The organism is Sporosarcina koreensis (assembly GCF_000826145.2).
In the GTDB taxonomy this organism is placed as follows: Bacteria; Bacillota; Bacilli; order Bacillales_A; family Planococcaceae; genus Sporosarcina; species Sporosarcina trichiuri.
In genome coordinates, this window is sequence record NZ_LN651336.1 from 312,212 (window position 1) to 335,550 (window position 23,339).

The following is a 23,339-nucleotide window of genomic DNA, read 5'->3' on the forward strand; positions in this document are numbered from 1 at the left end:
GCTAATTTTTTACATCGCACTATATTCAACTTATAATAGGGCACCTATGCATGAAACAAACGTGATTGTTTGAATGAACAGTAACGGTTGTTTGCTGCACAGATGCACTCTTCATAATTCACTAAATCACCCGCAAACTCCTACCACTCATCCCTGCCGGCATCGCTTCGTGCAAGCGCCAGACAAAACTGATCGGCTGATTGCCTTCGTGGCTTACATACTCCGCTGTGCCAAAGAACGTAAACGGTGACGTAAAGCCGTCTTGTTGCCGATACTCGCGCACAAATAACGCAATCGTGTTACCGGTATCCCGTTGATGAATGTAGCGCTGCCCCGTCGGACTCGTGACCGATGTTCGATTCTGGGATTGCCAGTGGAACAAGTGGTCATTGATCGCATAGTCTTCATATTGCGTGGAAGGAGAAAAATCCTTTTCCGTTTTATTTAATGTGATGAAGAAAATATCCGTCTGCTTGTCCTCTAAGTACTTGACCCCTTCTCGAAATGCAGGTTTTGCCGATTCATTGAAATAGCCAAATGCCGCTAATACTTGGTCGGACGTATACTGTGCATGCACGCGTAACGGAGAGACATACGAAAACGGCGATGGTTTCTCAACGGTTCTAATCCGATTCAGGCATATTGTCAAAACCTCTGTTACTTCCTCTTTCAATTCCTTGCTCATTAGTAATCGCTGCAGCCCATCGTCCATGCTTGAAAATCCCTGTTTCTCCGGCGGGTTGGCAAAGAAAGAGTAGTAGAGCATTCCAATCATCAGGTGCTGTTCTTCCGTGTCTACTCGCCCTGTCGACAAGTATGCTAAATAGAACCGAATGAGATCAACGGAGTCTAAATGGAAAAGAGAATGAATTCGTTTACAGACGATCTCCTCATAGGCACTTGTGAATTCTTCTTTGACCCCAGCTTCCACTCGCAAGCGAGCAAATGTCCGATTGCGACCCTTCCCATAAAAATCAGCAAACGACAAATCATAGTAGCGAAGGAAATTCGCCAGCGTCATTTCTTCCCCTGTATCCGCTTTAAAATAACGCATTTTACGAATCAAATTCGCTTTCGATGTCCGTGACTCTTGGACATTTCGTAGAATATAGTCCTTCGCCTGGCGCTCCATGACAATGGCCGATCCTTTCGGCATTTGAGAAAACCCGTTTTCTACGTAGTGACGAATGGAATGCTTTGTTTTTCCAATGAGCGCTCTAAATTTTGATTCGAATGGATAGTCGGCGTGCGCTTGCCCGACAAAGTCTAATACAGTTAAGCACTCTTTATTATCGGCTAATCGTAATCCCCTTCCGAGCTGTTGCAAGAACACCGTTAGACTTTCCGTCGGACGCAAAAAGAGAATGGTATTCACAGTTGGAATATCGACGCCTTCGTTATATAAATCGACAACGAAGATAAACTGAACGTCTCCAGCTTCAAGCTTTCGTTTTGCTGAGGATCTCTCGTCATCCGATGATTGCCCGTGCAGCGCAATTGAGGACAATCCCTTCGCGTTAAAGTAACGGGCCATATAGAGGGCATGGTCAACAGAGACGCAAAAACCAATCGCTTTCACTTCATCAAGACCTGTGACGTATTTCCGAACGCTCTGGATGACCAGGTCACTCCGCCGGTCATTCGCCGTATACAAATTGGACAGCTCTTGCACGTCATAGCCTTTTCGTGTCCATTTGATTGCAGAAAGATCTACTGTATCCGTTACACAAAAATAATGAAATGGGCTCAACAACTTCCGATCAATCGCTTCTGTCAGTCGCATTTCCGAAGCAATCCGATCATCAAAATACTCCAAAACATTTTCGTTATCCATTCGTTCAGGAGTTGCAGTTAACCCTAACAAAATTGTAGGCGTATAATGACCGAGCAAAGCCCGATAACTTGGTGCGATCGCGTGATGGAATTCATCCACGACAATGAAGTCATAGAAATCAGCAGACGTTTTCTCGATCATCTTGCAGCTGTTCCAACTTTGTATACTCATGAACACATGATTCAAACTAGTCGGCTCATGGCGTCCTACAAACAATTCACCGAAGTTAGCGTCCTTTAGAATAGCCCGGAACGTATGTAAGCTTTGCTTTAAGATCTCTTCACGATGCGCAATAAATAAAAGTTTCGCCTGTCGATTGTTCGCATAAAAACGTTTGAAGTCAAAAGCGGAAATCACAGTCTTCCCAACACCCGTTGCCGCAACTATCAAGTTCCGTCTATGTCCGTAAATCGTACGCTCTGCTTCCAATTCGTCCAATATTTCTTGCTGGTAATGATAGGGCCGTATATCTAGAAAGTACTGTTCCGCCGGATCGTAAAGCACGTTCTTACGCAATGACGTTTGCACAAGAGCCCAATTATCTTCATGCTCCATCGCCAAGCTCTTAAATTCCTCGTCATTCCAATAACTCTCAAAGGTCGCTTCAAATTTGCGAATGATATCAAACGAATCTTGCTCGGTTACTTTCAGATTCCACTCCAAGCCAGACGTAAGGGCCGGATTCGACAAATTCGACGAGCCAATATACGCCGTACTGAATCCAGTCTTTCGTTTAAACAAATAAGCCTTGGCATGCAAACGAGTCCGTTCTTTGTCGAGCGATACGCGCACTTCCGTATTTGGCAATTGACGCAGCTCTTGGAGCGCTTTGACGTCGGTCGCCTCCATATAAGAGGTCGTAATGACATGAAGACGTCCACCTCGTTCTGTGAATCGACGTAACTCTTCCATAATGATTCGCAAGCCCGACCATTTCATAAAAGACACGAGCCATTCAATCTCGTCAGACGACTCGATTTCTTTCTTGAGCTCTTCGACCATATTCGGTTCTGCATGTGAGCCCGTAAACAAAGAGCTTTGCGACAAAGGGGTCAGCGGACGCTGTACGTTTTGCGCACCAAATGAACGGGCGTTGTTCAACGTCGAATAGACAGCGGTCAGGACTTCAGCTTGTTCATCAATCTTCAAATCGGCAAACTCTGTGTCATCCAGTTGCCGCTGCAAAACATCGATTACTTCGTTACACGTTTGGATCTGGCGTAATAGCGCTTCGTTACGATCGCCACCTTCGCGTATATGCGACAGTGCGATTTTCGTCACAGCCGACACATAGCTCGCCAACACGACACGAGCCTCCGCTTCCTCTAGCGATTCCTTCTCAATTGCAAACGCATCGGAGGATAAAGAAGCCAACTCCTGCTTGACTCGTTCATTGATCAGCTGCTCATACAATCCTTCTTGCATAACGCAATCACCCTTTCTACAGCCGGGATATCTGCCGGCGCCCACTCAAGTGCATGTAACTCTTGCCAAGGGACCCAGCGTAGTTCACTGTGCTCCGTTGCGACTGGCAGGCCCTCTACCAGTGTGGCCATGTATGTCTCTAATCGAATGGTAATGAATCCATATGTATGGGTCGTGTTTTCAACAAAAGCGCCAACAGCAATTTGGCAACCCAGCTCCTCTTGTATCTCTCTTGCTAATGCTACTTCAGCAGTCTCTTCACTCTCCACTTTCCCGCCAGGAAATTCCCAAAAGCCAGGTAACGTCATTTGAAAAGATCGACGAGCGCAGAGAATTTCACGTTGGGCATTTTGGATGATGGCTGCGACTACGTGGATGGGTGTGAGCATTTTTATCAATTCCTTTTAAACGTGATATTCCAATGACTTTAAAAGTAATTCAATATTGATTGTCTAGTATTTCTTTTAATTGTTTAATCACTTCTTCACTCATTTGGATAGTTTGACTAACTGACCCTTGTACTTTACGATCATTTGAACCATATGTATTTATCTGGATGTATTTCCTTCCACCACTCTTAAAAACATTATATGTCGCTTCAACTGAACTGTGGAGTTTAGCATTTCTTACTTTTTTCTTAATTTGATTCACTAACGCCATCCATATCAGCTCCTAATAGTTTTGAAAAGTCTATGTTATCCTTTATGATATACTAAAAGTAAAATCCAGGAAAGAGGGATCTATATGCCAACCTACAACAAACTAGTAAGAGACCTAATTCCACAAATCATCGAAAATGACGGCAAAACTCCTGTGACTCGGGTTTTATCTGGTGCTGAATTTGCAGAGGAAGTGAAGCGTAAACTCGCGGAGGAATTGTCAGAGTATGAAGAAGCAGCAACCTCTCGTGAGCGGCTGGAGGAGCTGGCGGATCTGTTGGAGTTGGTCTATGCAGCTGCTAGCTTGGAAGGAGCGGATGAGGATGCATTGCAGGTAATCCGTGAAGAGAAACGCGCGTTACGCGGATCGTTTGATGAGAGGCTCTATTTAGTCGAGGTGCAGGATGACTGATGTCCGGCTGCTGACGCGCAATTTGCTGAGCGAATTGCAGCGGCTTGGCGAGACGGCGGATACGATTTATATCGTGACCGCCTTTTTGATGCGTTCGGGGGTTCGTGAATTGCTGCCAATGCTACAGCGGGCGATCGTGCGGGGTGCCGATATGAAGATCGTCACGGGCGACTATTTAGCAATTACCCAGCCGGATGCTCTTACGCTGCTTTTTGAATCACTGCCTGAAGCTGAGATCCGGATGATCGAAAGCGGCGGTGTTTCGTTTCATCCGAAAGCCTATCTATTTGGGTCGTCTGCTGGTGATTCTGTGATCGTTGGCTCGTCAAATGTGTCGAAATCAGCACTGACGACTGGGATTGAGTGGAACCTTCACGCTCCCTCGTCAGCCTCTCCCCTACTGTTCGAATCGGCGGCTGCGAAGTTTATGGAGCTGTTTTTATCACCACTCGCTCATGTTGTGAATCTGGAGCAGATCGCTCACTATCGCGAACAGTATGATCGGATGAATGCCCGCCTGCCCTTCAGCCGGGAGTGGGAGGAGGCTGAGGAACTAGCACTAACACTGGGTGCGGCGGAGAAACCGGATGTCGTGTTCGAACGAGCTGACGACTACGGGCCTGTTATATTGGAACCTCGCCCTGCGCAGGCACTTGCCTTGCAGGCGCTGAATGACTCTCTCGCTGAAGGTCGCACTTCTGCGCTTGCCGTGCTTGCGACCGGGCTCGGCAAGACATATTTAGCTGCATTTTTTGCTAAGTCGTTTGGCCGCATATTGTTCATTGCCCATCGGGAGGAACTGCTGTTACAGGCAAAGGCATCATTTGAGCGAGTACACCCTAAACGATCTTGCGGAATTGTCAACGGATTTACGAAAGAAACTACCGCTGACATTGTATTTGCCTCCATTCAAACACTCAGCATGGATCGTCATCTGCGACAATTTGACAGCGATACGTTCGACTTGGTGATTGTCGATGAGTGTCACCATGTGATGGCTGCTTCATATGAGCGGGTGTTGGCTCATTTCACACCAAGGTTCCTGCTGGGACTAACAGCGACGCCTGAACGTCTGGACAATAAAGACGTCTACAGTTTGTGTGATGGAAATGTAGCGCTTTCCGTGAATTTCTTTGAAGCCATTCGAAACGGCTGGCTGTCCCCCTTTGTGTACTACGGCGTATTTGACGAGACCGATTACAGCGGCCTGTCGTTTCGTAATAATCGCTACGATGAGGAAGAATTGCTACAGCTGCAGATCCAAACAGATTATGCGGCAGCCGTATGTGCTGCCTGGTGCAAGCATAAACAAACACGCACACTCGCGTTCTGTTCTTCCGTACGGCAGGTACAGTTTTTAAGCAGCTATTTTGCGCAGAAAGGAGTTCGTTCTGTTGCATTGCACGGCAGTAGTGAACGAACTGTGAGAACTACTGCACGAGAGCGGCTGGAGACTGGACAACTCGATATTATTTTTACTGTCGATCTATTCAACGAAGGGGTTGATATCCCCCGTACTGACACACTGCTGTTTGTACGACCAACTGAATCGACGGCTGTCTTTACGCAGCAAATCGGCCGCGGGCTGAGGCTTGCGAACGGCAAATCTCAATGTGTTATTATCGACCTGATCGGCAATTATCGGACAGCTCGCAGTAAGTTTACTGTCTTTACGGATCAGGATTTGAGTGGGACTGCGACAATCACTAGTGAGACGCTCTCCCTGCCTGGCCAATGGGAGTTCAACTTTGAAACAGCCGTCATCGACTTGCTGGAAGCCCTGAAGCCTAAAATGAATCGGAAGGCAGAATTGGTCGCGGCTTTTCAGGATTTGAAACGAACACTCGGACGGCGACCGACTTATTTGGAGTATCACTTGAAGGCGGACGCTAATGCACGGGATATCAAACAATTATTTAAATCCTATCCTCTGTTTCTCCAGAAAGCCGATACACTCAGTGAACTGGAAGAAGAGGTTTTAACATCGTATCGCGAATGGTTTGTCAATGTGTCAACGACCAGCATGACCAAGAGTTACAAGATGGTATTGTTACATGTCATGCTTGCACGGGGTGAACAAGATTGGTATAAACCGATCTCGCCAAAGGAAGCGGCAGCCGAATTTCATCGGTATTTGACGGCAGCACCTTACCGGCAAAAAGACTGGTCTTCCAAGAAAGGCAAAGCACTGTTGACCTATGATGAAACCACTGTAGCGAAACTGATTGCCGATATGCCGATGAACAAATGGAGCGGGTCTGCTAATGGGATTGTGTTGTTTGAGGACGGATTATTTTCCATACAGATCAATCCGCCCGCTGAACATTTGGCCATTTTGTTCGACTGGACACAGCAGATTTGTAACGGGGCCTTGCATATGTATTTTGAACGACGATCAAATGAAGACTTCTCTATTTACCAATCGACTTACACGCCCTGATATGTTCACTACCTCCTAATGAAGGTTATATTTACAAGTAGATTAACCAGCAGAATGGAGGTCATTTCTATGAAGAAGAACTTACTGCTTTTGCTTGTTGCATCTGTATTAGGATTGGCTGCCTGTGGAGAAACTAGTGAGGAAAATGTTGGAGGTACAGTGAACTCTGATGATTCAGGTCCGGAAGCCACAGAACCCGCTGAAGATACCGAACAAAACGTCGAGGGAGAAGACAATGAAATTAATGAAGTAATTGCTGACAACGAAAACTTGAAGGCAACTCTAGTCAAGATTGTAAAGAAAACTCACAGTACTTGGGGAAACTCGATAGAAGTGATTTTCGATGTGGAAAATAAACGTCAAGATAAAATCGAAGTACAAGCACGAAGTGTCTCTGCGGATGGAAGAATGGTCGATGAGACATTACTAAGCATGAGTCAAGAAGTAGCGGCTGGTAAGTCTGCTAAAGCAACCTTGAGTATTGAAGATTACGAGGGATATAAATTCCCCGAATTAAATTCTGACTTAGAAATGGAACTTCATGTATTTAGTTGGGATGACATGGAGTATGAAGAAAACTTCCCTGTGAAAGTGGAGCTATAATTATATTGTTCAAAGACAGGCAGCTACTAAAGTGCCTGTCTTTATTCATTCATTCGCAACCCTTTTATTCTATTGCCTCCTTGCTCACTTTCAATTAATTTAAGTGCAATATGAAATATATCTTGCAACATTCTGATAATTGAGTATAATAGGTTTCATTCTTAGAGCCGACAGAGTTGGTTCTTTTATTACTCAGTTATGAGAAATCGGGGGTTTTTGCATGAAAGTGCTGGAATCGGTGAGTTCGTTTGCCGGGAAGTATTTTGCGGTGTGGGTGATTTTGGCTGCGGCTTTGGCGTTTCTGTTTCCGACGCCGTTTCTTGGACTCGGGGCGTATATTTCGATTTTGCTGGGCGTGGTGATGTTCGGCATGGGACTGACACTGAAGGCGGTGGATTTCAAGATCATTGCGACAAATCCGCTGCCGGTCCTTGTCGGGGTGGCGGCGCAGTTCGTGATCATGCCGCTCGTGGCGTTCGGCTTGGCGTATCTGTTCCAGCTGCCGTCTGAGTTGGCGGCGGGGCTTGTGCTGCTCGGCTGTGTGCCGGGCGGGACGGCGTCGAATGTGATGGTGTATTTGGCGAAGGGGAACTTGGCGCTGTCGGTGGCGATGACGTCGCTGTCGACGCTGCTCGCACCCATTGTAACGCCGGTACTGTTGTTGTGGCTTGCGGGCCAATGGCTGCCGGTCGATCCGCTGTCGATGTTCAAGTCGATCGTGCAGGTGATCATCGTGCCGATCGTGCTCGGCCTGCTGATCCGCCGGTTCTTCCCGGCGGCGGTTGAGAAGAGCGTGTCGGTCGTGCCGCTCATTTCGGTGCTTGCCATCCTGATCATCGTGGCGGCGGTGACGTCCGCGAATGCGGGCAATGTCATCTCATCCGGGTTCGTCGTCTTTGCGGCGGTGTTCCTGCATAACGGGTTCGGCCTGCTGCTCGGCTATATGACGGCGCTCATGCTGCGGCTGAACGAGACGGACCGCCGCGCGATTTCGATCGAGGTCGGCATGCAGAATTCGGGGCTTGGTGTCGCGCTCGCGACGGCGCACTTCGGACCGCTTGCGGCGCTGCCGAGTGTGTGGGGTGCGATCTGGCATAACATTTCGGGGCCGATCTTAGCGACGATCTGGTCGAAGAAGCCGGCCGCGGAACTTGCGCCTGAGGCGGAGCCGGTCGAACCGTCTGTGCAGCGGGCGGAGACGCTTTGAATTGATTTATGGACATACGGAGTGTACCGGGTATCCTGAGGCGGATGCCCGGTTTTTTGGTGTGTCTTCAGACCGTGCTGCATCCCTAATTGATTCTCAGAGAAGGCTGTTAAGAGAATCTTCATAGATATGCTGCCCTGCGCTTCATTATTTCGTCGTATGCTTGAGGCTGAGGTTTGATCAGAAAGGCTGATACTGATGTGGAAATTATTCCGTTTGATACTCGTAATTGCATTGCTTTTCTTTATTGGCTCCCAAGTCGCCGGCCGCGTCCATATCGGCCTGCCTGGAATGTTGGGCGGCGCTCCAGCGGACGGGTATGCGAGCCCTCATATCTATATGACGGAACGCGGCAGCGGGAAGATTGCCTATGCGAAAGAAGCGGAGGCAAAAGCTTTTCCGGCATCGCTGACGAAAGTGATGACAGTGCTCGTCGCTCTGGAGCACATCGATGATTTATCGGCTGCCGCGCCTGTCGATGTCGAGACCTACCAGCGGATGGTGGCGGTGAACGCATCGATGGCCGGGTTCTACGGCCGTGAACGGGTCACATACCGGGATCTGCTGTACGGGACGATGCTGCCGTCAGGTGGTGAGGCAGCGAATTCGCTCGCTGTCAATATCGCGGACAGTCCGGACAAGTTCGCCGTCCTGATGAATGAAAAAGCGAAAGCGACCGGGATGACCGGGACGCATTTCGTGAATCCGGAAGGGCTGCATGATCCGCAGCAGTATACAACGGCGGCCGATATGGCGAAGCTGCTGGATCATGCGCTGGACAACCGGGACTTCCGCGCAATCTTCACGCGGGATCAGTTCCAGACGACGGCGACCGCCGATCATCCGGGCGGCCTTCTGCTCCGATCGACGGTGCTGTCCTCGCTCGCTGGCGCGGAACAGCCAGGGTTCGAGATTCTCGGCGGGAAATCGGGCACTACCTACGAAGCCGGCCAGTGCTGGGCGACCTTGGCGGCAATCGGAGACGCTGAATATATCACAGTCGTGATGGGCGCACCGCTCGGCGATATCAGCCATCCGGATTTTGCCCAGCGGCAGGATACGCTGGCGCTGTTGCACGAGGCAGCTGCGGGGTGGCTGAAGTAATTTCTCATACCTCTCGGCCGACTCACTGAAGTACCGGTTTTCGCAGAATCACCTCCAGCGTTTGTTGCGGATTCATCCAGGGAAGACTGAGAATGATCGGAATGACTGCAGACACAACAGCGATGAGGAGAGTGATCGTGTGGCAAACACAGTGAAAACAGTGGCACAGGTGATGCTTGAGCAGCTGTCGATGTATGGGGTGGAACGGATTTACGGAGTGGTCGGCGATGCGAGTTTCGGACTGATCGATGCGCTTGCGAAGCAGGATGAGATTGAATTCATCGCCTGCAAGCATGAGTCGGTGGCGGCCTTCATGGCGTCGGCGGAAGCGAAATTGACCGGCCGGCTCGGTGTCTGCACGGCAACGATGGGTCCGGGAGCGACGAACTTGCTGAACGGTCTCGGGGATGCCTATGCGGATCATGCGCCGGTGCTTGCGCTGACCGGACAGGCGCCGAGTGACAAGATCGGCACGGAGTTTCCGCAGTTCATCAACCTGCAGGATCTGGTCAAGCCGTTTGCGCTGTATTCGGCGAACCTCGCGAGTCCGGATGCCGCACTCGACCTGCTGGAACGGGCCGCTGGGACGTCGCTCCGTCAGCGGGGCGTCACGCATTTGTCCGTGCCGAAGGATCTGTTCATGGCGCAGTCGACGGATACCCCCCGCCCGCTTGCGGATGTCATTGAAGGGGCCGCCGTCTTCACGCAGGAAAGTCTGGAGAAAGCGGTATCCATCATGAAGTCCGCCAAGCGGCCGATGATCCTCGCGGGATCGGGAGCCGCGGAAGCTGTCGAGGACCTGAAGCGGCTGTCGGACAGCTGGGGCGCCGGTATCCTTGCGAGCCTCGGCGGGAAAGGGCTCGTGGAAGCGTCCTTCCCCAACATGCTGCAGGGGATCGGTGAAGGCGGCAATCCGCATGCGACACCGCTGATGAAGGATGCGGATGTTGTCCTGCTGGCTGGTACGACGTGGTGGCCGGAGGGGCATGTGCCGTCCGATGCGCAGGTGATCCAGATCGACCGCCACTTCGATAAACTTGAAAAGACGATCCCCGTCGACCTCGGTATCACGGGCAAGACGGATGACGTGCTGCCGCTGCTGGCGGACAGTCTGGAAGGGTTCTCCCGTTCCGATGACTGGCTGGTGCGCTGTGCGGATGTGAAAGAGAAATGGGACCGCCAGAACGAAGAGGAAGGCAATACGGAAGGCTTCCCGGTCCATCCGTCGCGGCTCATACGCGCGCTCGACCGCACGGTTTCGTCCGACGCCATCCTGGCACTCGATACGGGTGATAACACCGTGTGGATGAACCGAAACTTCCGGCAGACGGACCAGACGATTCTCGTATCCGGCTACTGGCGGACGATGGGCTTCGGCCTGCCTGCCGCGATGGCCGCGAAACTCGCGCAGCCGGAGAAACAGGTCGTGGCGATCGTCGGGGACGGCGGTCTCGAGATGGTGCTCGCGGATCTGCTGACGGCAGCCCGGTACCATCTCAATATTACGGTCGTCGTCCTGAATAACGGCTCGCTGCAGATGGAAGTTGATAAGCTGAAAGTGCTCGATGCAAAAGGGATCGGTACCGAGCTGACGAACCCCGATTTTGTCGGCGTCGCGGAAGCATGCGGCTGGACAGGGTTCCGGCCGGATTCCGATCAGGCTCTTGAGTCGGTGCTGGAAGAGGCACTCCGCACGGACGGCCCGGCGCTCGTCGATGTCCGGACGGCGCAGGCGTTCTTCCCGGAGACGGAATAAGCAAGCAAACAGCGGTGATCGCACATTCGATCACCGCTGTTTTTTGTTGGCACAGCTGCTATTCGGTATTTCCAGCTGATCACGAATGCTTGCTGTGAAGGTCTGGAATTCATCCAGGGACTCTTCCCTTCCCAGTCACATCGCTTCCTTGATGCCCCTTTTGATGAGCCATGCATTGGCGGGGTAGCTGGTGGCAAACCCTAAAATCATCGCGATCTGCATCATGAACCAGTAGACGGGGCTTGTCGGTTCGGGGGGTGTCTGGAACAGCACGTAGTGGACGAGCGCCATCCAGCCGAACATGCCGACCTCGAAAGCGATCAGCGAGATGGTGTCGGCTTTGGCGGCGCCGATGAGGGCGTGCCACTTCCCCTGCTCTTTGTTCATCGGATAGATGGAGGCGAACTGGAACAGGATGCCGAAGATGTAAGCGAGCACGAATTGGACGGCGTAGTGGGCGAACAAGACGGATCCGGCGATTCTGAAGCTGGTCAGGACGACGATCGGCACGCCAAGCGCATCGCCGAACGAACAGCCGGATGCACAGTGCGATGTGGACACAAAGGTTTTGGCGCTCCGGCCGCGGCTGTCGTCCAAGTTGAGATCCTTCGCCTGGATGCGCCCCCATTTGAAGTAGGACACGAGGGCGATCGGGCCGAAGAACCAGCCGTTCAGCGGCCAGACGACATTCATGATCGCCATCTTCTGCGGATGGCGGAGGACGTCGATGATGATGACGGCACTGCTGAGCAGGCCGATGCCAATAGCAATCCAGGAAATGACGACAAGCATATTCTCACCTCTCTTCCGTCTATAACCTTCAAGCCGTAAATGAAAACAGCAGCACCGCTTTCCCAGTATGGGATGCGGTGCTGCGCGGCTGATCAGTCTTCTTTCGCTGATAGTTCGTCTTCCGTCACCCATTTATGATTCTTCACTTCGTCTCCGCCGTCGGTCGGCATGTAGTCGATCATATAGACGGTCGTCTCTTTGGACGTTTCGATGACGGCTTCCGCTCCTTTCATGCCTTTCATATGATCGGCGAGCACGGTCACTTCGGTGCCGTCTTCCACGGGCGCTTCCGGAGCATCCTCGAGTTCTTCCTGAATGACCCACTTATGATTCTCCACTTTCGCTCCGCCGTCCGTCGGCTCGTAGGTGATGACATACGCCGTCGTACCATACGCACCGACGATGGTCGCCGTCGCGCCTTTCATGCCGGGCATATGGTCGGTCTCGATGATCGCTTCCGATCCGACCGGATACTTTGGATCGGCCGCTTCCTGCAGCCCGTCCGGGATCGAGCCGTCGGAAGAGTGCTCCATTCCTTCGTGCCCGGACTCCTCCTGCTCCCCGGCGTCCTGATTTTCATCAGCAGCTGTATTCTGATCCGCGCCTCGGGTTTCCTCGACGCCGTTTTTCTCCTGCTCTTCCCCTTCGGAAGCGCATCCCGCGAGGACGAGGGCGAGCGCTGCGCTTGCTGTCAGTAAATATTTTTTCATGAAAATTCCACTCCTTTTTCCGATGTCGCTGTCTGTCTTCCCCGGAGACTTCACGGGATAACCGATTTTCGCGAAGTCCTTACAAACTCCTTATTTGCGTTCGATTTGATGATGTTTCCCGTGCGTTCTGCACAAATTTTCGATACGTTAGCGGTATACTGTGGACACGAATGAAAAGGGGCACACATTGTGAACAAGATATCGACGAAGCTGGCAGCCGCATTCATCGTCTCCTTTCTGGTCATGGACACGGCGCTGATGCTGTATTTGCACCATATGATCACGGATGCCCGGGTCGAGGAAGAGCTCGATCGGCTGCTCGAGGCCGGCGGCAATCACCGGGATGTACTGGAAGACAACTTCAGCGACCGGACGCTCGCACACATCTTCCTCATGGAGCGCGGGGACAGACGCAGCGTCGCCGTCCTGGACAGTGACGGCCGGCCGATCGGGTTTTCATCCGGAAGCGAAGAGCGGTTTTCGCCGTATCTTCCGGACGTCCGCGATATGGCCGGGGCCGATGACAGGATCCTGTCCCGTGACTGGAAGTCCTCGCCGTATCTCGTCGGCGTCCATCCGTTCCGCGCCGGGGCGGACAGCGGCACGCTTGTCATGCTGCAGAGTACGGCGCCGATCCGCCAGCTCGTCAGCCAGCTGAATGTGCATTTCCTGCTGGCGGGCGGCGGCAGTCTCGTGATCCTCGTGTTCGTCTATTGGCTGCTGTCGAAGTGGCTGACGCGCCCGCTCATCCGCATGAAGGAAGCGGCGGAGCAGATGAGCGACGGGTCGTATGACGTCGATCTGCCGGTGATGCAGGAGGACGAACTCGGCGAACTCGCTGCCGCCATCCGGAAGCTGTCCGGCGATCTCCGGCGGGTCAAGCGGGAGCGGAACGAATTCCTCGCCTCCGTGTCCCACGAAATGGGGACGCCGCTCACCTATTTGAAAGGATATACCCGCGTCGCGCAGCGGCCGGATCTTCCGGAGGACGAGCGGACCCGGTATTTATCCATCATCGAAGAAGAGGCGGCCCGGCTCGAGTCGCTCGTCAAGGATCTGATGGCACTTGCGCGGATGGATGAAATGACGTTCAGTGTTGAGAAAACGGACTTTGAGGCGGAGGAATTTATCCACACCGTGCTGCAGCTGGTGAAGCCGGCGTATGATGCGAAAGGCATTGCGCTGCACCTTATCCTGTCCGGAGATTTCACGGTGCAAGCGGACCGGATGCGGCTGGAGCAGATCGTGCTCAATCTGCTGGACAACGCCCTTCATTATTCGGAAAGCGGCACAGCGGTGACGGTGCGGATGGCCCGGGAGCAGAAGCAGACCGTCCTGCAGATCGAGGACGAAGGACGCGGCATCCCGGTGGACGAACAGCCGTATGTGTTCGACAAATTGTACCGGGTGGAAAAATCACGGTCCCGAGCGTTCGGCGGTGCGGGGCTCGGTCTCGCCATCGTGAAAGAGCTGACGGAGGCGCACGGCGGGACGATCCGGCTGGATAGCGAACCCGGGCGCGGCAGCATCTTCACGATCCGCTTATGAGGAAGGAGTTTGGCGATGCAGACAATTTTACTGGTGGATGACGAACAGCGGATGCTTGACCTGCTGGAGCTGTTTTTGCTGCCGGCGGGCTACCGGTGCCTCAAGGCGGACAATGGGGACGACGCACTCCGGCTGTTGGCGGCGGAGACGGTCGATCTCGTCCTGCTCGACGTCATGATGCCCGGGATGGACGGCTGGGAGGTATGCCGGCGCATCCGGCAGCAGTCCGCCGTGCCCGTCATCATGCTGACGGCGCGCGACAGCATGCCCGATGTCGTGAAAGGGCTTGACGAAGGCGCGGACGATTACATGACGAAGCCGTTCGATGAGCGGGAACTTTTGGCACGGGTCCGGGCGGCGCTGCGGCGGGTGCCGGTCGGATCGGAGACAGAGGTGCTCCGTGCCGGGGAAGTCGTGTTGGATTTGGAGTCCTATTCCCTGCGATTCCGGGAATTTGTTGTGCAGCTGACAATGAAGGAATTTTTAATTGTGGAAGCGATGATGCGCCGGCCGAACCGGACGTTCACGCGGGAGGACCTGCTGCAGGTGGCGTGGGAGCACGATACCTACACGGAAGGCCGGACCGTCGATTCCCACATCCGCAACTTGCGGGACAAACTGCGGCGGGCGGATTTCCCGGTGGAGTCGATTTTGCAGACGGTGTGGGGCATCGGGTACAGGTGGAAATGAGGGATATTGTGAGAAACTCGTGGATAGCAGGGGCGGCGGTCAGCACGGTGCTGCTGCTCGGCGCCTGCTCTGGAAAAGATGAGGCTTCGTTCGCATATGAGCCTGTGAAAAACACCGAAGTCAGCCATATCCATGGCATGGGGTACATCAACGGCGACGACGATCTGGTCATCGCCTCGCACGCCGGCCTGTATGCCTACGGTGCGGACGGCTGGACCGAAACCAACCAGATGAAGAACGACTACATGGGCTTCCAGGCGGTGGACGACGGCTTTTTCGCAAGCGGACACCCTGCAGTCAATTCCGACATGAAGAATCCGTTCGGTCTCATGAAGAGCACGGACAAAGGGGCGACATTCGATCAGCTCGCCTTCTACGGCGAGATTGACTTTCATTATCTCGGCGCCGGCTACGGTTCGAATGCGGTGTATGTGTACAATGAAACACCGGTCCCCGGTCTCCCCGGCGGTCTGAATTACACGCTGGATGAAGGCGAAACGTGGTCCGCGGCTGCCATGGAAGGATTCGAGGCATCGACCCTGTCAAATGTGGCGGTGCATCCGACACGGCCGGAAACAGTCGCACTCGGCAGCCAGGAAGGTCTCTTTATCTCGGAAGATGCCGGTGATACCTTCACACGGCTCGGCGACATGGACGGCGTAACGTATGTCGTGCTGACGGAAGACGGCGGCTTCTTCGCTGCGATGGACAGCGACGAGCGGCCGTCCCTCTGGAAATTTGAGAACGGAGGCGGGACTGTCACCGGAGTGCCGCTGGGTCCGGAAATCCGGACGCCGATCCAATTCATCGCCGTTTCTCCGGAAAGCACGGAAACGCTTGACGTCGCGACGTTCGACAATTCAATTTACCGGTTGAAGGGTGCGGCGTGGGAACCGATCGCCGAAGACGGGACCCTGCTGGAAAGCTGACGTGAATTTAAATAATGAAATCCCGGCGCTCTGTTGTGCGCCGGGACTTTTTTATTGCGACTCGGGGCAGGTTTGGCGCGTGAGTCGCAGTTGGAACGCGTTTATTTGCACGAAGACCTTGTTTTCTTCTCGCTTCGTGCAGTTAGGACGGCTCTATTTGCACGAAGGCCCCCGGTTCACCGTCCCAGATGCAATAAGACCGGCTCTATTTGCACGAAGCCCCCCGGTTCACCGCCCGAGATGCAATAAGACCGGCTCTATTTGCACGAAGCCCCCCGGTTCACCGCCCGAGATGCAATAAGACCGGCTCTATTTGCACGAAGCCCCCCGGTTCACCGCCCGAGATGCAATAAGACCGGCTCTATTTGCACGAAGCCCCCCGGTTCACCGCCCGAGATGCAATAAGACCGGCTCTATTTGCACGAAGCCCCCCGGTTCACCGCCCGAGATGCAATAAGACCGGCTCTATTTGCACGAAGCCCCCCGGTTCACCGCCCGAGATGCAATAAGACCGGCTCTATTTGCACGAAGCCCCCCGGTTCACCGCCCGAGATGCAATAAGACCGGCTCTATTTGCACGAAGCCCCCCGGTTCACCGCCCGAGATGCAATAAGACCGGCTCTATTTGCACGAAGCCCCCCGGTTCACCGCCCGAGATGCAATAAGACCGGCTCTATTTGCACGAAGCCCCCCGGTTCACCGCCCGAGATGCAATAAGACCGGCTCTATTTGCACGAAGCCCCCCGGTTCACCGCCCGAGATGCAATAAGACCGGCTCTATTTGCACGAAGCCCCCCGGTTCACCGCCCGAGATGCAATAAGACCGGCTCTATTTGCACGAAGGCCCCCCCGGTTCCCCGCCCGAGATGCAGTTAAGACTGTTTCATCAGCACGAAACCCAGATCCCTTTCCGCATCACGACATTCGCCCATTCAGAAACAGCATCCCGATCGCGCAGGATGCTGTTTTGTGTCTTTCTTATAAGGTGCCTTTGAATTTCTCTGGGTTGCTGACGTAGGATTCGAGGATAAAGCCGCAGTCGGTGCAGAGCAGGAACTCGACGGCCGAGCCGAACCGGATTTTGCTGACGGGTGTCATGACGGCGTAGCCGTTCTGTTTGCCGCGGCCGAGTTCACGGCTGCCGCATTTCGGGCATTGGTCGGGTGTGTGGGCGGTGTCCATTGGTCGACCTCCTTTTGTCAGAATGCAGCGGCGGATGAGGCGGCGGACTGGTCGGCTTTGACGCAGTCGATCGCGACGACGAGGGCGATGATGAACGTTTCCATCGATTCGTCGAAGACTTGGACGGAATACGTATCGCCCCAGTCGAACCATTTCTTGTCGACCGTGCCGGCCACTTTGCCGTCTTTCAGCACGTCGAAATTCATCTCCCACCAGGTGCCGAGCACTTCGATGCCGGCTGCGTCGATCGTGTAGCGCGGTTTGAAGAACGTGAACTCTTTCCGAATGGTGACCGTCTCCCGCCCTTCCGTCTCCACCGTGAACACCGGCAGGAAACTGAACGGTTTTTTTGTGATCACCGAAATTTCGTGACCCGCCATGTCCTGGATCGTATACGTCTTCGGAATCCGGAGAAAACTTCCTTCCACTTCGTAGACATCGCTGCCTTCCAGATCTTTCACCGTGAACTGGCCGTTCAGCCGCATCAGTTTCTGCCGGATGATGAATTCCTTCATACTGGCTCCCCCGCTTTCCGTTTCGTTCTTATCCATTCTACGGAAGCTGCAGCTGTAAAGTTTCAGTCCGTTCTACTTATATACAACTTCAAACCGCTCGCAGACGACAGGGATATCCTCTTGGAACTCCATCCCTTCGGCAATGAACTCCCGTGTGAAGAAGTCTTCGTGGACATCCCGCCAGTACCCGAGGGACCGGTCGCCTTCCCCCTCGAGATAGGCATGCTCCGCGGGCACTTCATTGAACGGAAGGACATCGACCGCAACGCATCGGATGACGGCGACAGCCGAACCGCTTCCGTCAAGGACGATGTCGTACTGGCCGACTTTCGGGAGCGGCTCATCCCCGAGTTCATACATCTTATAGTTGGAGGCGGTCGCCGTCTTGGTTCCGTCAGCGACCAGCGCCGCGAGCGTATCGGCCATCTCTTCAGAGTCGCCGAATCCCCAGGCCGCGGCGGATTCCGGTGCCTCAGGGTGCAACTCGCGGAATTCGTTCCAGAGCTGCTCAGGTGTTTTCATTGTCATGTCACTACTCCCTTTCCTGTTGAACAGGTGCGTCTGTATTCCCTCTATGACCGTCCTGTAATACTCTTCGGTATGCGGAACGAAATCCGCGCGCGTGATCGTCTTCCGGAAGGGATGCTGCCGCCCCTCGGGACCTCTTGTGACGCCGGCAGTGTCGATGGCATCCCGGCAGCCGCTCCATAGGTCGGCAAAATCGTCCAGATCCACCCGGCTGATGCCGGCGACTTCTTCAGGCTGCAGTTCAAACTCTGCGGGTTCACGGTCCGTCACATACAGGAAGACGTGGGCGAATTCGTTGTCGTCGATCAGTTCCGTGCGGATGCAGTCGCGGATGACGCCTAGCGGATGAAGTTCATCGAATGAAACCGGCACGCCGAGCTCTTCCTCGATTTCCCGCACGCCGTCATGGACGGTTTCGGTTGCAAGCAGATGACCTGCGGCAGTGATGTCGAACAGGCCCGGGTAATCTTCCTTATCCGGGCTGCGCTGCTGCAGATAGACGGAACCGCCATCCGGGGACACGAACCAGCACTGGAATGTTTCGTGCCACAGTCCGTCGCGGTGGATGTCATCGCGCAACGCGGTGCCGACCGGCTGCCGCTGTTCATCGAAAATCGTTAGCCGTTCGGCTGTCATGGCAATCTCTCCCTCCTGCGGTTTCCTCCTATTGTAACAGACCGGCCGAAGCGAGTGACTTGATATCCCGTCCTGCGTCCTGAATACTTGATGAAACTGAGTGATTGAACAAGTATCCGGAAAGGGGCTGGAGCGGATGGGACCGGAGATCACTGTCTATACGTCACGCACTTGCCCGGTCTGCGGGATGGTGAAGCAGTTCCTCGACGATAACGGATTCACTTACACTGAAGTACCTGTCGACCTGAACCCGCTGGCGATGCTGCGGCTGATCGCCAGGCGCGGCCGGTTCACTGTGCCGCAGACAGAGGTGAACGGCGTCTGGATCGGCGGATTCGACCCTGTGCGGATGCTGAAAGTGATGAATACGGACTGACGAAAAAAGCAATTCTCCGCATTCACCGGGAGAATTGCTTTTTCGGTTCAGATCAGGACACGGCCGCGGAATCCCCGTGCGCCGTAATACGAATCCGCCCCATTATGATACGTGAAGACATGGTCGTAGCGTCTGTCGCAGAACAGCGCCCCGCCCTTCTTGCGGATCGCTTCCGGTGTCAGGATCCAGCTGGATGTTTTCCGGTCCAGCGGCTCGATTTCCTGAAGCGCTCTGTACTGCGCTTCGTCCAGGATTTCGATGCCGAGCTCGGCCGCCAGTTCGGCAGCACTCGTCTCGGGCTTGTTCTTCTTCCGTGCCGCCAGTGCCGCCCCGTCGTAGCAGATACTTCTGCGGCCAGCCGGACTTTCCGGTGAACAGTCACACACGATATAGGCGTCTTCCGCGCTGTCATAGCCGATAACGTCCGGCTCCCCGCCTGTCCGCTCCATGCCGGAGAGGACTTCCAGTTTCTCCGGATCGGCTTCGAGCCTTCTTTGGATTTCCACCCAGCGGATGCCAGGATGACGGTGTTCGTTCTCTTCGAACCGTTTCTGCAGAAGCGTGAGGAGTCCGTTCTCCTGTTCAGTCATCTATACATCCTCCATTCCTGATTCGCATACTTGCGCTTTTTGGCAGTTGCGCTATGGAGTTAAACGTAGCTCAAGAGCCGGATAAACGCAATGGATTTTTATATGCCTGTTCTTGTGGTAAACTAGCCTAAGATAATTGGAAACACGAAATACGTACGCAAAGGAGCCTGCCATGTATATCGTCAATTCGACATTCAACGTACCCGCCGGGAAAGCGGAGGAAGTGATCCGGATCTACAGCGGCCGCTCGAAGCGGGTCGACCGGGCAGCAGGCTTCCTCTCTTTCCAACTGCTGCAGAACCAGAAACGCCCCGGCGAACTCGTCGTCCATATGGAATGGGACACGCGGGAGCACTATCTGGCCTGGGCGCGGAGCGATGAATTCAAAGAGATCCACGAACTCGAGAAGAAATACCCGGATCAGGAACTTGCGGGGATCATCCCGAAAGTGGCGCAATATAAGGTGGTGGCGGACTGATGGAGCAGGAGGCAAAAGACCGGGTTGTCGATGAAGTCGTCTGGCAGATCTATGATGCCCACCCGTGGCTGACCGAAAAATTCGGCGATAACGGACGGATGCGGACTGCTGAGGATAACTACCATCATCTGAACCACCTGGAGACGGCGTTCCAGATGAGCGACAGCAAGTTTTTCACGGATTATACAAAATGGCTCGATCAGGTGCTGACAAGCCGGAATGTCGGCACGGACCTGATCATCGATAATTTCGAACGGCTGCTCGCCGTCCTGCCCGGCGAGGTGGATATTGAGAGGCAATCCGCGTACACGGATTATCTGAAGAAGGCACTTGCCATCTTGCAGCCGAATGACTGAAGACCGATTGAGGAGGGATCGAATGACCGAATACGCCAAACAGCTGACCGACCTGCTGCTGAGGGGAGATGAGCAGGCGGCCATTTCCTATATAGACGGCGTGCTCGCCGGGAATGACCGGCTTACGCTGTACGAGGATCTCCTGACACCGGCAATGATCCGTATCGGTGAACTGTGGGAACAGAATGAGATCACCGTGGCGGACGAACACCTGGCGACTGCGGTTTGTGACTATGTGATCTCCGATTATGAGTACCGTTCGTCTTCGGACGACGCGCCGGATCGGAAGAAAGTGATGCTGTTCGGAGTCGAAGGTGAAGAGCACTATATCGGTTTGAAGATGGCGGCGGCCGTGTTCCAGGAATTCGGCTGGCGTGTCCGGTATCTCGGCCCGAATTTGCCGCTCCGCCATGCTGAGACCGCTGTCAATGCCTGGCAGCCCGACGTTGTCGCCATGTCCGCGGCATTGTCCTATCGGCTGCCGATCCTGCGGAAATCTGTCCAGGTACTCGCGAATACGGACTGCCGGCCGTCCATCGTGATCGGCGGGCGGATGGCGCCGCATGCATCCTTCACAGAGGAAGCGGCGCCCGGCCAGGTGCTCGTCATGCCGAATCTGCGGGAACTGCACGAATGGCTGGCAGCTGAGGGAAAAGGAGCGAGCGTGAAACATGTCCTATCCTAATCCCCTGATGCCGCTTCCGATGTACACGATCGATACGGATCTCCAGATCGTCCGGGTCAATCAGGCGGCCGCGACAATGCTCGCCGCCGGCTCGAGCATCCTGGACGTCATCGAGTCCGAAAGCCGCCGGAAGGTCGAGCGGCGGATCCGGGAATCGGACACAGTCGAAGCGCTCGAAGTCAATGTCCTGTCCCCCTCCGGTTCCGTCCTGCTTGCTGATCTGTATGCTTCCTGGACGGAGGAGCCTGCCTGCGAGGTGGTCATCGTCAAAAAAGACCAGGCGATCCTGAAAGTGAGCGAACAGCTGACGCGGCTGCGCACCCGCCTGACGGAGACCGACTTCCAGCTGCTCGAGGCGAAGGAATCGGCGGAAACCCTGCTGCAGGAAAACATCAAGCTGTCCTCCCCGTTCATCGAGCTGACGGATACGGTCGCTGTCGTGCCGATTTTTGGCGATCTGGATGAGGAAAAATCTTCCGCCATCGCACGCGGGCTCACCGAACGGTCTGCGAAATCGGGCGTGCAGACGATCATCCTCGACTTCACCGCGGTCGGGCGGATTGAGCAGGATGGCTTATATGGATTCGAAAAACTGATCGGCGTATTGGAACTGCTCGGCTTTTCCCTGATTGTGACCGGCCTGAACCCGCTTCACGTGAAAGTCTGGAATCAGCTGGACTTCACCGCCGAGGTGCGGTTCGTGAAAACATTGAAGCGGGCCATTGCCGAGCTCACGCAAAAGAAAACACAGTCCATCCGAAAACCAGCCTTGTGAGGGCTGGTTTTTTCATTGTCCGGGTTGTGCTGGATCCATTTCCTGTTCAGCCGCCAGCGCGCTTCTTTCAATCCACCCGTTTTTCACTCATCAGCTCACTCACCATGCCGAGCCGCAGACCTTTCGCTTTGATTTGCTTGATCATCTCATCTAATCCTTTGGCCACAGGATCTGTCGGGTGCATGAGAATCATCGTGCCATTCTCCGTTTGCGACAGGACACGCTGCACCATCTCGGACGGCTCGGGCTTTTTCCAGTCGACCGTATCGGCTGTCCAAAGGATCGTCTTCATGTCGAGCTCGGCAGCAACAGCGACCGTCTGCGCGTTGAAGCTGCCGCTTGGCGGTCCGAACCATTTGGGCTGGATGCCGAGTGTCTGCTGGATGACCTCGTTCGTCTTCTGCAGTTCTTCCCTCGTCTCTGCGGCGGAACGTTTCTGCAGGTCAGGATGGCTGTATGCATGATTGCCGATCTCATGTCCCGCCTCGTGAATCGTTTTTGCCACTTCAGGATTTTTTGCCGTCCAGCTGCCGTCGAAGAAGAACGTCGCTTTGACTTCGTTTGTCTTCAAAATCTGCAGGATGGCAGGGATGTATTCCTCTCCCCACGCGACATTGATGAGCAGCGACACCATGGGCTTGCCAGGATTGCCCCGATAGATCGGATGGGGATCCAGATCATCCAGGTGCACCCTCGGCTCTGTCTCCTTGAATACCAGCTTGGTTTTATCGAATCTCCCAGTTTTCTTCATCCGGTCATGGCTGGCCACCCGGTCGACCTGCCAGCCGTTATAGCCGGGAACCGCTTTCCATATCCGGTCCACGACGGCATCGACAGGCTTGATATCATGCTGGGCTGCGTACGCTTGGATTTTTCGTCTCAGCTCATCTTTCGGCAGTCCGCCGTGCTGTCCCATCGCACTTTCCGAGAACAGTAAATTGCCGATCAGTATAATGGAAATACCGATCACTCCTGCGAACACCCACCTGCTTGTCTTCATAGTCAGTCCTCCGTCCGGCGTTTTGCGTTTAGGATTACCTGTCCGAAGGGAACTATTCACATTTGCCGGAACAGCCGCGTCTTGCCCAGTCCGAAAGCACAGCATTCAT

24 protein-coding genes are annotated in these 23,339 nt (G+C 54.1%); 14 read left to right on the forward strand and 10 right to left on the reverse strand.

Annotated features, from left to right (window positions below; translation table 11 throughout):
• Positions 1-121: 121 nt before the first annotated feature.
• From BN1190_RS05345 to BN1190_RS05355, 3 genes are read right to left on the reverse strand one after another with little or no spacing between them, the layout of a single operon-like run.
• The gene (locus tag BN1190_RS05345) at positions 122-3,259 is read right to left on the reverse strand and encodes a DUF3427 domain-containing protein (RefSeq protein ID WP_040285941.1); all 3,138 of its coding nucleotides are present in this window, start codon (positions 3,257-3,259) and stop codon (positions 122-124) included.
• On the reverse strand, positions 3,232-3,648 hold the full coding sequence (locus tag BN1190_RS05350; RefSeq protein WP_040285942.1) for a (deoxy)nucleoside triphosphate pyrophosphohydrolase: 417 nt from the start codon (positions 3,646-3,648) through the stop codon (positions 3,232-3,234). The genes BN1190_RS05345 and BN1190_RS05350 overlap by 28 nt, the downstream gene beginning before the upstream one ends.
• A 49-nt stretch (positions 3,649-3,697) precedes the next feature.
• On the reverse strand, positions 3,698-3,919 hold the full coding sequence (locus tag BN1190_RS05355; protein WP_052461707.1) for a hypothetical protein: 222 nt from the start codon (positions 3,917-3,919) through the stop codon (positions 3,698-3,700).
• An 84-nt stretch (positions 3,920-4,003) separates the two neighbouring features.
• Between BN1190_RS05355 and BN1190_RS05360 the strand changes: the two genes are divergently transcribed.
• The 6 genes from BN1190_RS05360 (at position 4,004) to BN1190_RS05385 (ending at position 11,440) form a co-directional block, all read left to right on the forward strand.
• Entirely contained in the window at positions 4,004-4,330 is a 327-nt protein-coding gene (locus BN1190_RS05360) for a nucleoside triphosphate pyrophosphohydrolase (protein WP_040285943.1), read from the forward strand.
• Positions 4,323-6,770: a DEAD/DEAH box helicase family protein gene (locus BN1190_RS05365; RefSeq protein ID WP_052461708.1), complete on the forward strand. Its 2,448-nt coding sequence runs from the start codon at positions 4,323-4,325 to the stop codon at positions 6,768-6,770. Before BN1190_RS05360 ends, BN1190_RS05365 begins: the two co-directional genes overlap by 8 nt.
• Positions 6,771-6,839: 69 nt before the next feature.
• On the forward strand, positions 6,840-7,373 hold the full coding sequence (locus BN1190_RS05370; protein ID WP_040285944.1) for a hypothetical protein: 534 nt from the start codon (positions 6,840-6,842) through the stop codon (positions 7,371-7,373).
• A gap of 220 nt (positions 7,374-7,593) precedes the next feature.
• Entirely contained in the window at positions 7,594-8,580 is a 987-nt protein-coding gene (locus BN1190_RS05375) for a bile acid:sodium symporter family protein (RefSeq protein WP_040285945.1), read from the forward strand.
• Between the two features lie 198 nt (positions 8,581-8,778).
• Positions 8,779-9,684 (forward strand): D-alanyl-D-alanine carboxypeptidase family protein, encoded by a 906-nt coding sequence (locus BN1190_RS05380; RefSeq protein ID WP_040285946.1) that lies wholly within the window; start codon positions 8,779-8,781, stop codon positions 9,682-9,684.
• Positions 9,685-9,823: 139 nt separating this feature from the next.
• Positions 9,824-11,440, forward strand: a complete 1,617-nt coding sequence (locus BN1190_RS05385) for a thiamine pyrophosphate-binding protein (RefSeq protein WP_098060116.1) — start codon at positions 9,824-9,826, stop codon at positions 11,438-11,440.
• Between the two features lie 135 nt (positions 11,441-11,575).
• Here the strand turns inward: BN1190_RS05385 and BN1190_RS05390 are convergent, their stop codons facing one another.
• Both BN1190_RS05390 and BN1190_RS05395 read right to left on the reverse strand, forming a co-directional pair.
• Complete coding sequence (locus BN1190_RS05390) at positions 11,576-12,232, reverse strand: DUF4396 domain-containing protein (RefSeq protein WP_040285947.1); 657 nt, start codon at positions 12,230-12,232, stop codon at positions 11,576-11,578.
• A gap of 92 nt (positions 12,233-12,324) precedes the next feature.
• Complete coding sequence (locus BN1190_RS05395; RefSeq protein WP_040285948.1) at positions 12,325-12,942, reverse strand: YdhK family protein; 618 nt, start codon at positions 12,940-12,942, stop codon at positions 12,325-12,327.
• Between the two features lie 189 nt (positions 12,943-13,131).
• Here BN1190_RS05395 and BN1190_RS05400 point away from each other — a divergent pair, with 189 nt between their 5' ends.
• From BN1190_RS05400 to BN1190_RS05410, 3 genes are read left to right on the forward strand one after another with little or no spacing between them, the layout of a single operon-like run.
• Entirely contained in the window at positions 13,132-14,490 is a 1,359-nt protein-coding gene (locus BN1190_RS05400) for a sensor histidine kinase (RefSeq protein WP_040285949.1), read from the forward strand.
• A 15-nt stretch (positions 14,491-14,505) separates the two neighbouring features.
• Positions 14,506-15,180 carry a response regulator transcription factor gene (locus BN1190_RS05405; protein ID WP_040285950.1) on the forward strand — a complete coding sequence of 225 codons (675 nt, stop codon included), beginning with the start codon at positions 14,506-14,508 and terminating at the stop codon, positions 15,178-15,180.
• 8 nt (positions 15,181-15,188) lie between these two features.
• Entirely contained in the window at positions 15,189-16,109 is a 921-nt protein-coding gene (locus tag BN1190_RS05410; protein WP_144036073.1) for a F510_1955 family glycosylhydrolase, read from the forward strand.
• Between the two features lie 978 nt (positions 16,110-17,087).
• Here BN1190_RS05410 and BN1190_RS05415 read toward each other — a convergent pair.
• The 3 genes from BN1190_RS05415 to BN1190_RS15335 form a co-directional block, all read right to left on the reverse strand.
• A complete protein-coding gene (locus BN1190_RS05415; protein ID WP_040285951.1) occupies positions 17,088-17,291 on the reverse strand; it encodes a hypothetical protein in 204 nt (67 codons plus the stop codon).
• 17 nt (positions 17,292-17,308) lie between these two features.
• Positions 17,309-17,806 carry an LURP-one-related/scramblase family protein gene (locus BN1190_RS05420; protein ID WP_040285952.1) on the reverse strand — a complete coding sequence of 166 codons (498 nt, stop codon included), beginning with the start codon at positions 17,804-17,806 and terminating at the stop codon, positions 17,309-17,311.
• Positions 17,807-17,878: 72 nt separating this feature from the next.
• Positions 17,879-18,970: an ASCH domain-containing protein gene (locus BN1190_RS15335; RefSeq protein ID WP_244898677.1), complete on the reverse strand. Its 1,092-nt coding sequence runs from the start codon at positions 18,968-18,970 to the stop codon at positions 17,879-17,881.
• Positions 18,971-19,070: 100 nt separating this feature from the next.
• Here BN1190_RS15335 and BN1190_RS05435 point away from each other — a divergent pair, with 100 nt between their 5' ends.
• Positions 19,071-19,346: a glutaredoxin family protein gene (locus BN1190_RS05435; protein WP_244898678.1), complete on the forward strand. Its 276-nt coding sequence runs from the start codon at positions 19,071-19,073 to the stop codon at positions 19,344-19,346.
• A gap of 47 nt (positions 19,347-19,393) precedes the next feature.
• Here BN1190_RS05435 and BN1190_RS05440 read toward each other — a convergent pair whose 3' ends face one another.
• Positions 19,394-19,936, reverse strand: a complete 543-nt coding sequence (locus BN1190_RS05440) for a DUF4256 domain-containing protein (protein ID WP_040285954.1) — start codon at positions 19,934-19,936, stop codon at positions 19,394-19,396.
• Between the two features lie 172 nt (positions 19,937-20,108).
• On the opposite strand from BN1190_RS05440, the gene BN1190_RS05445 reads away from it, so the two are divergent.
• From BN1190_RS05445 to BN1190_RS05460, 4 genes are read left to right on the forward strand one after another with little or no spacing between them, the layout of a single operon-like run.
• A complete protein-coding gene (locus BN1190_RS05445) occupies positions 20,109-20,414 on the forward strand; it encodes an antibiotic biosynthesis monooxygenase family protein (protein ID WP_040285955.1) in 306 nt (101 codons plus the stop codon).
• Positions 20,414-20,770 (forward strand): hypothetical protein, encoded by a 357-nt coding sequence (locus BN1190_RS05450; RefSeq protein ID WP_040285956.1) that lies wholly within the window; start codon positions 20,414-20,416, stop codon positions 20,768-20,770. The genes BN1190_RS05445 and BN1190_RS05450 overlap by 1 nt, the downstream gene beginning before the upstream one ends.
• A 22-nt stretch (positions 20,771-20,792) precedes the next feature.
• Positions 20,793-21,455: a cobalamin B12-binding domain-containing protein gene (locus tag BN1190_RS05455; RefSeq protein WP_040285957.1), complete on the forward strand. Its 663-nt coding sequence runs from the start codon at positions 20,793-20,795 to the stop codon at positions 21,453-21,455.
• Complete coding sequence (locus BN1190_RS05460) at positions 21,442-22,230, forward strand: STAS domain-containing protein (RefSeq protein WP_040285958.1); 789 nt, start codon at positions 21,442-21,444, stop codon at positions 22,228-22,230. The genes BN1190_RS05455 and BN1190_RS05460 overlap by 14 nt, the downstream gene beginning before the upstream one ends.
• Positions 22,231-22,297: 67 nt before the next feature.
• Here the strand turns inward: BN1190_RS05460 and BN1190_RS05465 are convergent, their stop codons facing one another.
• The gene (locus tag BN1190_RS05465) at positions 22,298-23,230 is read right to left on the reverse strand and encodes a polysaccharide deacetylase family protein (protein ID WP_052461710.1); all 933 of its coding nucleotides are present in this window, start codon (positions 23,228-23,230) and stop codon (positions 22,298-22,300) included.
• Positions 23,231-23,339: the final 109 nt, after the last annotated feature.

Excerpts from the sequence above, each read along its gene's own strand:
- BN1190_RS05345 (WP_040285941.1), bottom strand. The coding sequence starts at position 3,259 with ATGCAAGAAGGATTGTATGAGCAGCTGATCAATGAACGAGTCAAGCAG.
- BN1190_RS05445 (WP_040285955.1), top strand. The coding sequence starts at position 20,109 with ATGTATATCGTCAATTCGACATTCAACGTACCCGCCGGGAAAGCGGAG.
- BN1190_RS05365 (WP_052461708.1), top strand. The coding sequence starts at position 4,323 with ATGACTGATGTCCGGCTGCTGACGCGCAATTTGCTGAGCGAATTGCAG.
- BN1190_RS05420 (WP_040285952.1), bottom strand. The coding sequence starts at position 17,806 with ATGAAGGAATTCATCATCCGGCAGAAACTGATGCGGCTGAACGGCCAG.
- BN1190_RS05415 (WP_040285951.1), bottom strand. The coding sequence starts at position 17,291 with ATGGACACCGCCCACACACCCGACCAATGCCCGAAATGCGGCAGCCGT.
- BN1190_RS05375 (WP_040285945.1), top strand. The coding sequence starts at position 7,594 with ATGAAAGTGCTGGAATCGGTGAGTTCGTTTGCCGGGAAGTATTTTGCG.
- BN1190_RS05390 (WP_040285947.1), bottom strand. The coding sequence starts at position 12,232 with ATGCTTGTCGTCATTTCCTGGATTGCTATTGGCATCGGCCTGCTCAGC.
- BN1190_RS05370 (WP_040285944.1), top strand. The coding sequence starts at position 6,840 with ATGAAGAAGAACTTACTGCTTTTGCTTGTTGCATCTGTATTAGGATTG.
- BN1190_RS05455 (WP_040285957.1), top strand. The coding sequence starts at position 20,793 with ATGACCGAATACGCCAAACAGCTGACCGACCTGCTGCTGAGGGGAGAT.
- BN1190_RS05405 (WP_040285950.1), top strand. The coding sequence starts at position 14,506 with ATGCAGACAATTTTACTGGTGGATGACGAACAGCGGATGCTTGACCTG.
- BN1190_RS05450 (WP_040285956.1), top strand. The coding sequence starts at position 20,414 with ATGGAGCAGGAGGCAAAAGACCGGGTTGTCGATGAAGTCGTCTGGCAG.
- BN1190_RS05355 (WP_052461707.1), bottom strand. The coding sequence starts at position 3,919 with ATGGCGTTAGTGAATCAAATTAAGAAAAAAGTAAGAAATGCTAAACTC.
- BN1190_RS05465 (WP_052461710.1), bottom strand. The coding sequence starts at position 23,230 with ATGAAGACAAGCAGGTGGGTGTTCGCAGGAGTGATCGGTATTTCCATT.
- BN1190_RS05360 (WP_040285943.1), top strand. The coding sequence starts at position 4,004 with ATGCCAACCTACAACAAACTAGTAAGAGACCTAATTCCACAAATCATC.
- BN1190_RS05395 (WP_040285948.1), bottom strand. The coding sequence starts at position 12,942 with ATGAAAAAATATTTACTGACAGCAAGCGCAGCGCTCGCCCTCGTCCTC.
- BN1190_RS05350 (WP_040285942.1), bottom strand. The coding sequence starts at position 3,648 with ATGCTCACACCCATCCACGTAGTCGCAGCCATCATCCAAAATGCCCAA.
- BN1190_RS15335 (WP_244898677.1), bottom strand. The coding sequence starts at position 18,970 with ATGACAGCCGAACGGCTAACGATTTTCGATGAACAGCGGCAGCCGGTC.
- BN1190_RS05440 (WP_040285954.1), bottom strand. The coding sequence starts at position 19,936 with ATGACTGAACAGGAGAACGGACTCCTCACGCTTCTGCAGAAACGGTTC.
- BN1190_RS05380 (WP_040285946.1), top strand. The coding sequence starts at position 8,779 with ATGTGGAAATTATTCCGTTTGATACTCGTAATTGCATTGCTTTTCTTT.
- BN1190_RS05460 (WP_040285958.1), top strand. The coding sequence starts at position 21,442 with ATGTCCTATCCTAATCCCCTGATGCCGCTTCCGATGTACACGATCGAT.